This is a genomic window from Pseudosulfitobacter pseudonitzschiae, from assembly GCF_002222635.1.
GTDB classification, from domain to species: Bacteria; Pseudomonadota; Alphaproteobacteria; order Rhodobacterales; family Rhodobacteraceae; genus Pseudosulfitobacter; species Pseudosulfitobacter pseudonitzschiae_A.
On record NZ_CP022415.1, the window covers coordinates 970,650 to 983,717 of the forward strand.

The 13,068-nt window shown below is 61.5% G+C and carries 14 protein-coding genes; 11 read left to right on the plus strand and 3 right to left on the minus strand.

Going from position 1 to position 13,068, the window contains the following annotated elements; all coding sequences use genetic code 11:
• Positions 1 to 37: 37 nt before the first annotated feature.
• The 10 genes from SULPSESMR1_RS04645 (at position 38) to SULPSESMR1_RS04690 (ending at position 9,866) form a co-directional block, all read left to right on the plus strand.
• Positions 38 to 1,183, plus strand: coding sequence for an acyl-CoA dehydrogenase family protein (locus SULPSESMR1_RS04645; protein WP_089419765.1), 1,146 nt, complete (start codon positions 38 to 40; stop codon positions 1,181 to 1,183).
• Complete coding sequence (locus tag SULPSESMR1_RS04650) at positions 1,183 to 2,802, plus strand: AMP-binding protein (RefSeq protein WP_089419766.1); 1,620 nt, start codon at positions 1,183 to 1,185, stop codon at positions 2,800 to 2,802. The genes SULPSESMR1_RS04645 and SULPSESMR1_RS04650 overlap by 1 nt, the downstream gene beginning before the upstream one ends.
• Entirely contained in the window at positions 2,799 to 3,614 is an 816-nt protein-coding gene (locus SULPSESMR1_RS04655; RefSeq protein WP_089419767.1) for a tryptophan 2,3-dioxygenase, read from the plus strand. Before SULPSESMR1_RS04650 ends, SULPSESMR1_RS04655 begins: the two co-directional genes overlap by 4 nt.
• A complete protein-coding gene (gene kynU / locus SULPSESMR1_RS04660; protein ID WP_089419768.1) occupies positions 3,614 to 4,798 on the plus strand; it encodes a kynureninase in 1,185 nt (394 codons plus the stop codon). Before SULPSESMR1_RS04655 ends, kynU begins: the two co-directional genes overlap by 1 nt.
• A 71-nt stretch (positions 4,799 to 4,869) precedes the next feature.
• Complete coding sequence (locus tag SULPSESMR1_RS04665) at positions 4,870 to 6,012, plus strand: ABC transporter substrate-binding protein (protein ID WP_089419769.1); 1,143 nt, start codon at positions 4,870 to 4,872, stop codon at positions 6,010 to 6,012.
• Positions 6,013 to 6,109: 97 nt separating this feature from the next.
• The gene (locus SULPSESMR1_RS04670) at positions 6,110 to 7,027 is read left to right on the plus strand and encodes a branched-chain amino acid ABC transporter permease (protein WP_089422150.1); all 918 of its coding nucleotides are present in this window, start codon (positions 6,110 to 6,112) and stop codon (positions 7,025 to 7,027) included.
• A 1-nt stretch (position 7,028) separates the two neighbouring features.
• Complete coding sequence (locus SULPSESMR1_RS04675) at positions 7,029 to 8,012, plus strand: branched-chain amino acid ABC transporter permease (RefSeq protein WP_089419770.1); 984 nt, start codon at positions 7,029 to 7,031, stop codon at positions 8,010 to 8,012.
• Positions 8,005 to 8,760 (plus strand): ABC transporter ATP-binding protein, encoded by a 756-nt coding sequence (locus tag SULPSESMR1_RS04680; RefSeq protein WP_089419771.1) that lies wholly within the window; start codon positions 8,005 to 8,007, stop codon positions 8,758 to 8,760. The genes SULPSESMR1_RS04675 and SULPSESMR1_RS04680 overlap by 8 nt, the downstream gene beginning before the upstream one ends.
• The gene (locus tag SULPSESMR1_RS04685; protein WP_089419772.1) at positions 8,757 to 9,446 is read left to right on the plus strand and encodes an ABC transporter ATP-binding protein; all 690 of its coding nucleotides are present in this window, start codon (positions 8,757 to 8,759) and stop codon (positions 9,444 to 9,446) included. The genes SULPSESMR1_RS04680 and SULPSESMR1_RS04685 overlap by 4 nt, the downstream gene beginning before the upstream one ends.
• A gap of 24 nt (positions 9,447 to 9,470) precedes the next feature.
• Positions 9,471 to 9,866, plus strand: coding sequence for a RidA family protein (locus SULPSESMR1_RS04690; RefSeq protein ID WP_089419773.1), 396 nt, complete (start codon positions 9,471 to 9,473; stop codon positions 9,864 to 9,866).
• On the opposite strand, the gene SULPSESMR1_RS04695 is transcribed toward SULPSESMR1_RS04690, so the two are convergent.
• From SULPSESMR1_RS04695 to SULPSESMR1_RS04705, 3 genes are read right to left on the minus strand one after another with little or no spacing between them, the layout of a single operon-like run.
• A complete protein-coding gene (locus SULPSESMR1_RS04695; RefSeq protein ID WP_089419774.1) occupies positions 9,847 to 10,644 on the minus strand; it encodes a metal ABC transporter permease in 798 nt (265 codons plus the stop codon). The genes SULPSESMR1_RS04690 and SULPSESMR1_RS04695 overlap by 20 nt on opposite strands.
• Complete coding sequence (locus tag SULPSESMR1_RS04700) at positions 10,634 to 11,389, minus strand: ATP-binding cassette domain-containing protein (protein ID WP_089419775.1); 756 nt, start codon at positions 11,387 to 11,389, stop codon at positions 10,634 to 10,636. The genes SULPSESMR1_RS04695 and SULPSESMR1_RS04700 overlap by 11 nt, the downstream gene beginning before the upstream one ends.
• The gene (locus SULPSESMR1_RS04705) at positions 11,386 to 11,865 is read right to left on the minus strand and encodes a transcriptional repressor (protein ID WP_089419776.1); all 480 of its coding nucleotides are present in this window, start codon (positions 11,863 to 11,865) and stop codon (positions 11,386 to 11,388) included. Before SULPSESMR1_RS04705 ends, SULPSESMR1_RS04700 begins: the two co-directional genes overlap by 4 nt.
• 84 nt (positions 11,866 to 11,949) lie before the next feature.
• On the opposite strand from SULPSESMR1_RS04705, the gene SULPSESMR1_RS04710 reads away from it, so the two are divergent.
• Positions 11,950 to 12,954, plus strand: coding sequence for a zinc ABC transporter substrate-binding protein (locus tag SULPSESMR1_RS04710; protein ID WP_089419777.1), 1,005 nt, complete (start codon positions 11,950 to 11,952; stop codon positions 12,952 to 12,954).
• The last annotated feature ends 114 nt before the right edge of the window (positions 12,955 to 13,068 follow it).

The following is a 13,068-nucleotide window of genomic DNA, read 5'->3' on the forward strand; positions in this document are numbered from 1 at the left end:
GTGACCGTGTTGAACCAGAAAAGAAAGGCCTGTTGATATGTCTGACCGATCGTTTCTGATCTGGCCGTTTTTTGAAGCGCGCCACAAGGCTTTGGCCGATGATCTTGATACATGGTGTGCCGCAAACCTGCCGGTGGATCATTCCGATGTCGACGTGGCCTGCCGCAGTCTGGTGGCCGCACTGGGCGATGCGGGCTGGTTACAGCACACCGGCGGCGATCTGGATGTGCGCACCTTATGTCTGATCCGCGAAACGCTGGCGCGCCATGACGGTTTGGCCGATTTTGCCTTTGCCATGCAAGGGCTGGGCACGGGTGCGATCTCGTTGTTCGGGACCGAGGCACAAAAGGCGGCTTGGCTGCCGCTGACACGCACGGGGCGGGCGATTTCGGCCTTTGCCCTGACAGAGCCGCAATCTGGTTCGGATGTGGCAAGTTCCACCATGACAGCGGTGATGGATGGGGATGAATATGTTCTGAATGGACAAAAAACATGGATCAGCAACGGCGGTATTGCAGACGTATATACCGTTTTTGCACGGTCCGAGGATGTGCCAGGCGCGCGTGGGTTGTCGGCCTTTGTGGTGCCCGCAGACACGCCGGGGTTAGAGATTACCGAACGGTTGCAAGTGATTGCGCCGCACCCGCTGGCGACACTGACGTTCAACGATTGCCGGGTGCCTGCCTCGGCGCTGCTGGGGGAACGGGGCAAGGGGTTCGGCATCGCGATGTCGGTGCTGGATGTGTTCCGGTCCACCGTGGCCGCGGCCGCCTTGGGCTTTGCCCGTCGCGCGCTGGACGAAGCATTGACGCGGGTCACGACGCGGCAGGTGCAGGGATCGGCATTGGCGAAATTGCAGTTGGTGCAAGGGCATATTGCGGAAATGGCCGTTGATATCGATGCCTCTGCGCTGTTGGTCTACCGCGCCGCATGGACCAAGGACAGCGGCGCACCAAGGGTGACGCGCGAGGCTGCGATGGCAAAGCTGTTTGCAACGGATCAGGCGCAAAAGGTGATTGATGCGGCGGTGCAGTTGCATGGCGGTGACGGGGTGCGCAGCGGGCAGATGGTTGAAAGCCTTTACCGCGAAATCCGCGCTTTACGCATCTATGAGGGCGCGTCGGATGTGCAGAAGGTTGTGATTGCACGGCAAACTTTGGCAGATTTCGCAGGAGGCAAATGATGTTAGGTCCGTCAGCACATATTGATACGTTTTCGCGTCGGAACCTGCCGCCGCAAGACCAATGGCCCACGTTTGCCATGTCAGGGTTCGACTATCCCGAGGTGCTGAATGTGGGTGTCGCTCTGACCGACGAGATGGTGGCCAAAGGTTTCGGCGACCACACGGCGTTGATTGGCAACGGGCGGCGACGGACCTACAAAGAGATGTCGGATTGGACCAACCGATTGGCTCATGTTTTGGTTGAAGATCTTGGCGTAAAGCCTGGTAATCGCGTCCTTATCCGGTCAGCCAATAATCCTGCGATGGTGGCGTGCTGGCTGGCCGCGACCAAGGCGGGCGCGGTAGTGGTGAATACCATGCCGATGCTGCGCGCAGGTGAATTGCGTGCAATTGTGGACAAGGCGCAGATCAGCCACGCGCTGTGCGACACGCGCCTGATGGACGAGATGCTGGCCTGCGCCGAAGGGTCTGACTATCTGACCAGCGTCACCGGTTTCGACGGCACATCCAACCACGAGGCAGAGCTGGACCGGCTGGCTTTGGAAAAGCCGGTGAAATTCGACGCGGTGCAAACGGGGCGCGATGATGTGGCGCTGCTGGGGTTTACCAGCGGAACCACCGGAAGCCCCAAGGCGACGATGCATTTTCACCGCGACCTTTTGATGATTGCGGACGGTTATGCGCGCGAGGTTCTGGGCGTGGTGCCCGAGGATGTCTTTGTCGGCTCGCCGCCGCTGGCCTTTACCTTCGGGCTTGGCGGGCTGGCGATTTTCCCGTTGCGGTTTGGCGCTGCGGCGACGTTGCTGGAAACTGCATCGCCGCCGAACATGATCGAGATCATCGAGAAATACCGCGCGACTGTGTGCTTCACTGCCCCCACAGCCTATCGCGCCATGTTGCGCGCAATGGACGAGGGCGCTGATCTGAGCAGCTTGCGGGCCGCCGTGTCGGCGGGTGAAACGCTGCCTGCACCGGTCTATGAGGAATGGATTGCGAAAACCGGCAAGCCGATGCTGGACGGGATTGGTGCAACCGAGATGCTGCATATCTTTATTTCGAACCGCTTTGACGATCACCGGCCCGCCTGTACTGGCAAGCCGGTAACGGGGTATCGCGCCAAAGTTGTGGATGCCGACGGGGTTGAAGTGCCGCGTGGCACCGTCGGCAGGTTGGCGGTGCAGGGGCCGACGGGCTGCCGCTATCTGGCGGACGCGCGGCAGGCCGATTATGTGCAGGATGGCTGGAACATAACCGGCGACAGCTTCACGATGGACGAAGACGGCTATCTGCATTTTGCCGCGCGCAATGACGATATGATCGTTAGTGCCGGCTATAACATTGCAGGCCCCGAGGTCGAGGCGGCGTTGCTGTCGCATCCGGATGTTGCGGAATGTGCGGTTGTGGCCAAGTCGGACGAGGCGCGGGGCCAGATCGTTCAGGCGCATGTCGTCGTCTCGGGTGATGTGCCAAAAGATGAAATTCTTATCAAAGCATTGCAGGATCATGTGAAAGCGACCATCGCACCCTATAAGTACCCCCGCGACATCCGTTTTGTGGATGCATTGCCCAAAACGGCCACGGGCAAAATCCAACGCTTTGCATTGAGAGAGACCGAATGACAGACCACCACGGCGCAAAACTCGATTTCAGCAAGGATATGTCCTATGGCGATTACCTGGGGCTGGACGCGATCCTGACCGCGCAGCACCCGCGATCGGATGCCCATGACGAGATGCTTTTTATCGTGCAGCACCAGACATCCGAATTGTGGATGCGCTTGGCAATTCACGAATTGCAAACCGCGCGCCTGCGCATCGCATCAGAAGAATTGCAGCCTGCTTTCAAGATGTTGACCCGCGTGGCGCGGATTTTTGAACAGTTGAACGGTGCGTGGGACGTGCTGCGCACGATGACGCCCAGTGAATACACCGCGTTTCGCCCGTCTTTGGGCAATTCCTCGGGGTTTCAGTCACATCAATACCGGATGGTTGAATATCTGCTGGGCAATCGTCAGGTGGCGTTGAAAAAGGTACACGAACACCGGAGCGAGGCACATACCGCGCTGGAGGCCGAACTGGCACAGCCCAGCCTGTATCAGGTGGCTCTGGCGGTGGTGGCCGCACGACTGGATGTCAAAGCGCCCGATGCGGCCCCTTCGCAGGCGGCGTGGGCGGCTGATCCGACGGTGCAGGATATGTGGAAGACAGTTTACCAAGACCCCGCAACCCATTGGGAACTCTATGAACTGGCGGAAAAGCTGGTGGACCTCGAGGATTACTTTCGCCGTTGGCGGTTTAACCATGTGACCACGGTCGAGCGTATCATCGGATTCAAACGCGGCACGGGTGGGACTTCCGGCGTGGCGTATCTGCGCAAGATGCTCGAAGTCGAGCTGTTTCCCGAACTTTGGCATGTCAGAGGAGAGTTGTAATGGTGCTGCGCAAAGAGATGTTCGATCTGCCCCAAGGTGTCTTGTACCTTGACGGTAACTCGTTGGGGCCGTTGCCAAAAGCTGCACAAGCGCGGGTGTCTGGCATGATTGCCGACGAATGGGGCCAGATGCTGATCCGTGGCTGGAACGATGCCGGATGGATGGCACAGCCCGCACGGATCGGCGACAAGGTTGGCCGCCTGATCGGTGCGCCCGAAGGGTCGGTTGTGATGGGCGACACGCTGTCGATCAAGGTCTATCAGGCGGTTGCCTCGGCCCTGAAAATGCGGCCCGGCCGCAAGGTTATTCTGAGTGATACCGGCAACTTCCCCACTGATCTTTATATGGTGCAGGGGCTGATCAACACGCTGGATCAGGGGTTCGAATTGAAAACCGTTGCCCCCGAAGATGTGGGGGATGCCATCGACGACCAGATTGCCGCCGTGATGCTGACCGAAGTGGATTACCGCACGGGTCGCAAGCACGACATGAAGGCGATTACCGAGATTGCCCATGCCAACGGTGCGGTGATGATCTGGGATCTGGCCCATTCCACCGGTGCCGTGCCTGTCGATCTGGCGGCCAGCAATTGCGAAATGGCGGTGGGTTGCACGTATAAATACCTTAACGGCGGGCCCGGCGCACCTGCGTTCATCTATGTGCGGCCCGATCTGGCCGGTGATGTTCAGCCCGCGCTGGCCGGATGGCTGGGCCACGATGCGCCGTTTGATTTTGACCCCGATTACCGCCCCGCTGGCGGGATCGAGCGGATGCGCGTGGGCACGCCGCCGATCATCCAGCTGGCCGCGCTTGAGGCCGCGATGGAGGTCTGGGAGGGCGTCGACATGGCCGATGTGCGCAAGGCCTCTGTCGCCTTGCAAGAGGTTTTCATCAGGGAAGTCGAGGCGCGCGTGCCCGCCCTGACGCTGGCCAGCCCGCGCGATGCGGCGCAGCGTGGCAGTCAGGTCTCGTTCAAGTTCGAACAAGGGTATGCCGCGATGCAGGCTCTGATCGCACGCGGGGTGATCGGTGATTTCCGTGCGCCCGACATCATGCGTTTTGGTTTTACGCCGCTTTACATCGACGAGGCCGACGTGATGGCCGCTGTGGAACATATCGAGACAGTGATGCGTGACAAATTGTGGGATGATCCGCAATATCGGACTCGCAGCAGGGTGACCTGAAGATGGGACACCCTGCGACAAACGACAATAAAAGGGGCGCAATGACCCCATCACCAAGGGAGAAGACAAACATGAAGATGAAATCACTGGTAGCAGCAGCCTGCATGGCGCTGGCAGGCACGGCGGCACAGGCCGACGGGCACGGCGGCAAGGTCAAGGTTGGCATGATCACCACGCTTTCGGGCGGCGGTGCCGGACTGGGCATCGACGTGCGCGACGGCTTTATGCTGGCGGCCAAGGGCAACGACATGCTCGAACTGATCATCGAAGACGACCAGCAAAAGCCCGATATCGCGGTGCAACTGGTCGATAAAATGATCCAGTCTGAAAATGTCGACGTTCTGACCGGCATCATCTGGTCAAACCTTGCGATGGCCGTGGTTCCGTCGGCGACGGCGCAGGGCAAATTCTACCTGTCGCCCAATGCCGGTCCATCGGCGCTGGCAGGCAAGGGCTGTAGCCCGCTCTATTTCAACGTCGCATGGCAGAACGACGCCTTCTACGAGGCGAGTGGGCTTTGGGCCAACGACAACGGGATCAGCAAGGTGTTCCTGATGGCACCCAACTATCCGGCGGGCATCGACGGCATGACGGGCTTTAAGCGCACCTTCAAAGGCGAGGTCGTGAACGAGGTTTACACCAAGCTCGGCCAGACCGATTACGCTGCCGAAATTGCGCAGATCCGCGCGTCTGACGCCGATACGGTCTATTTTTTCCTGCCGGGTGGCATGGGCATCTCGTTCATGAAGCAATGGGCGGGTTCGGGTGTGGACAAGGCCGTGATGGGCCCTGCCTTCAGTTTTGATCAGGGCATTTTGGGCGCGATTGGCGAGGCCGCATTGGGCGTCAAGAACACTTCGCATTGGTCCAAGGATCTGGATGTTCCGGGCAACGCCGAATTTGTGCAGGCGTTTCAGGACGAATACGGTCGTCTGCCGTCGCTTTATGCGGCTCAAGGCTATGACACCGCGCTTTTGCTGATGTCGGCAATGGGCAAAGCAGATGTGAACGACGCCGAGGCGTTTCAGGCCGCGCTGGAAGAGGCTGATTTCCAGTCGGTGCGCGGCAAGTTCTCGTTTGCGGAAAATCACCACCCGATCCACGACATCTATATGCGCGAAGTGGTCAAGGAGGGTGACGTCGTGACCAACAAGATCATCGGCGTTGCCGCGACCGATCACACAGATGTCTACGGTGCTGACTGCAAGATGTAAGATCAATGGCTCTGGCAGGTCCGCTGCCAGAGCCCGTTCCTGAAGCATAATAAATTTCAAAGGCTTGTCGCTGCGTCGCGCAGGGCAGGGTTGGCAGATGACACCATTGTTGTTGATCGAACAGGTGCTGAACGGGCTGCAATCGGGGATTATGTTGTTCCTGATGGCCGCCGGTTTGACGCTGATTTTCGGGGTTATGGGGCTGATCAATCTCGCCCACGGCTCGCTTTATATGATCGGTGCCTTTGCGGCAGCGGCTGTGGCGGGCTGGACCGGATCGTTCGTGCTGGCCTTGGGGGCGGCGCTGGCTGCGGCGGCCGCGGCGGGCTGTGTGATCGAAATGGTTGTGATCCGCAGGCTGTATGACCGTGACCATCTGGATCAGGTTCTTGCGACCTTTGCGCTGATCCTGATCTTTTCCGAAGGCACGCGGTGGCTGTTCGGATCATTTCCGCTGTATCTGGATGTGCCTGCGGCGCTGTCCGGTCCGGTGACTTTGCCCGGTGGCATCCTTTATCCGTCCTATCGTTTGCTGATCATCGTGATCGGGCTGCTGATCGCCGTGGGGCTGTTCCAGCTGATCGCGCGCACGCGGATCGGCATCCAGATCCGCGCGGGTGAAAGTGACCGCGAGATGATCGGCGCCTTGGGCGTGGACATCAGCCGTCTTTATACCATCGTGTTCGCGCTGGGTGCGGCGCTGGCCGGACTGGCGGGCGCATTGGTGGGCGCGATCCAGTCGGTGCAGGTCGGCATGGGCGAGCCTGTGTTGATCCTTGCATTCGTGGTCATCGTGATCGGTGGCATCGGCTCGATCAAGGGCGCGCTGGTCGGCGCCCTTTTGGTGGGGATGACCGACACGCTGGGCGGCGTGCTGTTGCCGTTGCTGTTTGGTCTGTTCATGGACCCGTCGAGTGCGACAACCATCGGGTCGGCGCTGGCGTCGATGTCGATCTATATCCTGATGGCGCTGGTTCTGCTGTTCCGGCCCACCGGCCTGTACGGAGGGGCGTAAGATGCGGCGCGAAACGATACTGAATACACTGCTTTATCTGGCGATGCCCGTGGCCGCCGGTCTGGCCTTTGCGCTGGACGAGCCGTTTCTGATCACCCTCATCACCCGTGCGGCGATCTTTGCGCTGGCGGCTGTGGGGTTGAACCTTGCCTTGGGCTTGGGCGGTCTTGTCAGCCTTGGACATGCGGCGTTCTTTGGTATTGGCGGATATGCGATGGGTATTCTTGCGCATCATGCGCAGACCTTTACGCCGATCATGGACACATGGTTCGTGCTTGAGGGCACCAAGTCGATGCCGGTGATCTGGCTGGTGGCGATTGTCAGCTCTGCACTGGCGGCTTTGGCAATCGGGGCGCTGTCGCTGCGCACCTCGGGCGTCTATTTCATCATGATCACGCTCGCCTTCGGGCAGATGTTCTATTACTTCGCGATCTCGTGGCCTGCCTATGGCGGTGAGGACGGCCTCAGCATCTATGTGCGCAATGATTTTCCGGGGCTGAACACGCTGGACCCGATGCAGTTCTTTGCGCTGGTTTTTGCGATCCTGTCGGCGGTGCTGTGGTGGATGGGCCGTCTGGCCCGCGCGCCCTTTGGTCTTGCGCTGAGTGCGGCCCGCCAGAACGCCGAGCGGGTCGAGACCGTGGGCCTTGGGCCGTTCCGGTTGCGGCTGGTGGCCTTCGTGATTTCGGGCGCTGTAACCGGGCTGGCGGGGGCGCTGTTTGCCGACCTTAACCGCTTTGTCAGCCCGACAATGTTCAGCTGGCAGATGTCGGGCGAATTTATCGTGTTTATTGTGCTGGGCGGTGTGGGCCGTCTGTTCGGGCCGGTGGCGGGGGCCATGCTGTTTGTGCTGCTGGAACACCTGCTGTCGCCGGTGTCGGATTTCTGGCTGATCTATGTGGGTGTGATCCTGTTGCTGGTGGTTTTGTTCGCACGCGGCGGTCTGATCGGGTCACTGGCCGGACGGGAGGTGGCTCATGACTGAACCGCTGTTGCATGTGGACGGGCTGCACAAAGCCTTTGGGGCGTTGCAGGCCACGGACGGGGTGTCACTGACGCTGCGCGCGGGCGAAATTCACGCGCTGATCGGGCCGAACGGGGCCGGTAAATCAACGCTGATCAAACAGATCGCGGGTGGGCTGGCCCCCGACGCGGGGCGCGTGTGGTTTGAAGGGCGCGATGTCACCGCGCTGAGCACTCAGGCGCGCGCGCGGGCCGGGCTGGGGCGCACGTTCCAGATATCGTCGCTGGCGATGGAGGCGACGGTGCTGCAAAATGCCGTACTAGGCGCGATGGGCCGGGCCGGATCGGTCTGGCGCTTCCTGCGTCCGGTGATGCGCGATGCGGAACTGGTGGAGCAGGCGCAGGCGGCATTGGCGCGGGTCGGCCTGACGGATCACGCCAGCACCCGCACGGCGGAACTCAGCCACGGCCAGCGGCGGTTGCTTGAGGTGGCTGTTGCCCTGACGTTGAAACCGCACGCCTTTGTCATGGACGAACCGATGGCGGGCCTTGGCGCGTCGGGGTCCAAGCGGATGACCACCTTCCTTGACGGGCTGCGCCGCGAGGCACCGATCCTGCTGGTCGAACACGACATGGACGCGGTCTTTGCGCTGGCCGACCGGATCAGCGTGCTGGTCTACGGCAAGATCATCGCCACCGGCACAGCCGACGAAATTCGCGCCGACCCGCAGGTGCGCACCGCCTATCTGGGCGAGGAGGACGCGGCATGAGCTTGTTGAAACTGGAACAGGTTCAGGCGTCCTACGGCCCGTCGCAGGCGCTGTTCGGTGTTGATCTGGAAGTGGCCGAGGGCGAGGTGGTCGCCCTGATGGGCCGCAACGGTATGGGTAAATCGTCGACCATCAAGGTGATCAGCCGCCTGTTAAAGCATAAATCCGGCAGCGTGATACTGGACGGACGCGACATTGGTGGTTTGCCACCGCACAAAGCGGCGCAGGCTGGTCTGGGGCTCGTGCCCGAGGGGCGGCGGTGTTTTCGCAACCTGACAGTGCGCGAAAACCTGATTGCGGCAGCGCGGTCCGGGCATTGGGACATGGCGCGGGTCACTGCGTTGTTCCCGCGGCTACAAGAGCGGCAAGAGCAGCTTTCGGCGTCGCTGTCGGGAGGCGAGCAACAGATGCTGGCCATTGGCCGCGCGCTGATGACCAACCCGCGCCTGCTGATGCTGGACGAGGCCACCGAAGGTCTGGCCCCCGTGGTGCGTCAGGAAATCTGGGCTGCGGTGCGCACGCTGAAATCCGAAACCGGGCTGGCGCTGTTGGTGGTTGACAAATCGCTGGCCGAACTGCGCCAGATCGCGGACCGCGCCGTTATTCTGGAACGCGGCACATCGGTGTGGCGTGGCGATATGGCGGCGCTGGATCGCGATATTGCAGATAAATTCTTGGGCGTCTGACGTCCCCGTAACAGGAGGTGGCTTATGGCCCATCGTATTATTCAACCCGACGGCTGGAAACCCGCCAGGGGCTACGCCAACGGAGTTCTGACCAAATCCGGCACGCTTTATGTGGGCGGGCAGATCGGCTGGACTGCCGATCAGGTGTTCGAAGTGCATGATTTTATCGGCCAGATGCGTCAGGCTCTGTCCAATATCCGCACTGTGGTCGAGGCGGCGGGGGGCACCTGCGCCGACATCGTGCGGCTGACGTGGTATGTCACCGACAAGGCCGACTATCTGGCGCATCAGGCCGAGGTTGGCGCCGCCTATCGCGACGTGTTGGGCCGCAACTTTCCGGCGATGACAATGGTCGTGATCGACGCATTGGTCGAGGACGAAGCCCTGTTGGAAATCGAAGCTACCGCCGAGATCGGGTAAGGCTGCGCAGCACCGATGTCAGCACAAAGGCACCTGCTGCCACGCTGACGATGCTGGGACCGGTGGGGGTATCCCATTGGAACGACGCGGCCAAACCACCCAATGCGGCCAGTGCGCCGATGGCAGCGGCGATCGCGGCCATCGCCTCGGGTGTGCGGGCCAGCGGGCGTGATGCGGCCGCCGGAATGATCAGCAGCGCGGCAATCAGCAGTGCGCCGACCACTTTGATCGCACAGGCCACAGTGATGGCCAGCGTCAGGGTCAGAACCAGCTGTTCGCGGCGCGGGTTGATGCCGCTGGCCTGTGCCAGATCGGGGTTCAGCGTCGCCGACAACAGCGCCGTCCAGCGCCAGACCAGCATGGCGATGACCAAGGCCGCTCCGCCCCAGATCAGTGCCAGATCGCCTTTGGTCACAGCCAGAATATCGCCAAAAAGATAGGCCATCAGGTCCACACGCACCCCGTGCAACAGGGACACCGCCACCAGCCCCAGCGCCAGTGCTGCATGTGCCATCACACCCAGCAGCGTGTCTTCGGCCAGACCGCGACCCGACAGGGTGCTGACAGCCAGTGCCATCAGCAGCGCAACCACCAGAACACCCAGCAAGACCGGCCCCTGAAAGGTCAGCGCCAGCGCCACGCCCAGCAGGGCGGCATGGGACGTCGCATCGCCGAAATAGGCCATGCGCCGCCAGACAACAAAACACCCCAAAGGGGCAGCGGCCAGTGCGACACCGATGCCGGCAAGAGCGGCGCGCAGGGCGAAATCATCGAGCATGGGAGTGGCCTTTGTGATCGTGGTCGTGATCATGCGCATGATCGTGGTTATGTTCGTGCCGGTACAGCGCCAGCGCGCCTTGGGTGCCAGAGCCGAACAGCGCGCGGTATTCGGGGGCGTCGCGCACCACGTCGGGGGTTCCTTCGCAGCAGATATGGCCGTTGACGCACAGAACCCGATCCGAGGCCGCCATAACCACATGCAAATCATGGCTGACCATCAGCACAGCACAGCCCAATTCGGCCCGAACCTCTTCGATCTGGCGGTAAAAAGCGGCCGATCCGGGCTGGTCGAGACCTTGGGTCGCTTCGTCAAGGATCAGCAAATTGGGCCGCATCAACAATGCGCGGGCCAGCAACACGCGCTGGAACTGGCCGCCCGACAGCTCGGACATCTGCGCGCGGCCCAGATCGGGCAGCCCCGCATGGCGCAGCGCCTCTGCCAGGGCCTGCGGTTTACTGCGGCGGGGCAGGTTCATGAACCGCTGCACCGTCAGGGGCAGTGTCGGGTCGATGTGCAGGCTTTGCGGGACATAGCCGATGGACAGGTCGGGCGTGCGGGCGATGCTGCCGGACACTGGTTTCAGGGCGCCGATCAACCCCTTGAGAAGCGTAGACTTTCCCGAGCCATTGGGGCCGACAATGGTGACAATCTCGCCTGCGTTAATGTAAAAGTCCACGTCGCGTAGCACCGGGGCGCCGCCCTGCGCCAGCGTCATGGCCTTGGTCTGGATCAGCGGGTTCATACAGTGCTGCCCTGACAACTGGGGCACAGGCCTTCTGCTTCGATGACGGTGCGTTCGATCTTGAATCCTGTGTCGCGTGCAGCGTCGCCCAGACGGCCACGTGCCATTTCGGTGTCTGCCTCGGCCACGGACTTGCAGGCGCGACAGATCAAAAAGGCGGGCGCGTGCTCGGACCCCAGATGGGCGCAGGCGACATAGGCATTCAGACGCTCGATCTTGTGGGCGAAGCCTGCAGAGGTCAGAAAATCAAGCGCACGGTAGGCGACGGGGGGTTGCGACCCCAGCCCGTCGTCGGCCAGAAGGCTGAGCAGGTCATAGGCCCCGAGTGCGCGGTGTTCGCGCAGCAGGATTTCCAATGCGCGGCGGCGCACCGGCGTCAGTTTCAGCTTGTGATCGGCGCAATGGCGCTCGGCTGCTGCGATCGAGGCGTCGATGCAGGCGGCGTGATCATGGCGGTGAAAGCCGATGGCAGGCATGTGAAAGCTCTCCGTGTTTTGTGGGTTGATATGTTATAGCATAACAATTAGCAAGACCGCGAAATTCACACCGGAGAGAATATCATGATCAGACATCTAGGATTGGCGCTTATCTGCAGCGCAACCGCTGCGGCGGCCGAGGCCCCGCGCGTGGCGGTAGACATCGCGCCCGTCCATGCGCTGGTGGCGCAGGTGATGAAGGGGGTGGGCACGCCCGAACTGATCGTACCGCCGGGGGCGTCGCCGCACGGCTATGCGATGCGCCCGTCGCAATCGCGCAGCCTGTCCGAGGCGGATGCGGTGGTTTGGGTCGGCCCCGATCTGACGCCCTGGCTGGATGGCCCGCTGGACGCGCTTGCAAGCGATGCATCGCAACTGGTGTTGCTGGACGTGCCGCAGGTGCTGAAGTTGCAAGTACGCGAAGGCGGCGGGTTCTTGGGGCACCATCATGGGGAAGAGGATCACGGGGATCACGAGGGGCACGATGATCATGCGGGTCATGACGATCACGCGGATCACGAAGGCCACGCGGATCATGAGGGGCATGACGATCACGCAGAGCACATGACGCATGACGATCACACGCTTGATCCGCACGCATGGCTTGCACCCGAAAATGCCGCCCTCTGGATGTTGGAAATCTCGGTGGTGTTGGGGGCGCTTGATCCAGACAATGCGCTGACCTATGAGGCGAATGCGCGTGAAGGAGCCGCCGGACTGGCGGCGCTGACGGCTGACATCAATTCCATCCTAGAGCCCGTGCGCGGGCGTCCCTTTGTGGTTTACCACGATGCTTACCAGTATTTCGAGCACAGCTTTGCCATGCCCGCGACCGGCGCGCTCAGCGGCGGGGACGCACAGCCTGCAGGGGCTGCACGGGTGGCCGAGATTCGCGATATGATCAGTGCTGCGGGTGCCACTTGCGTGATGTCGGAACCGCAGTTCAATCCGGGACTGGTGGCGGCTGTGGGGGCTGCGCATACCGGCGTGGCCGATCCGTTGGGCGCGTCCTTTGAATCCGGACCTGCGCTTTATGCGGATGTGTTGCGTGGGTTGGCCACATCTTTGGCGGCCTGTCTGCAAGAGTGATACGAGGACTGGGGGCGCTGCCCCCGGCGCTGCGCGCCTCCCCCGGAGTTTATCTGGCAAGATGAAGCCGGAAATGAAAAAGACCCCGCCCTGTAAGGGGCGAGATCTGGAAAA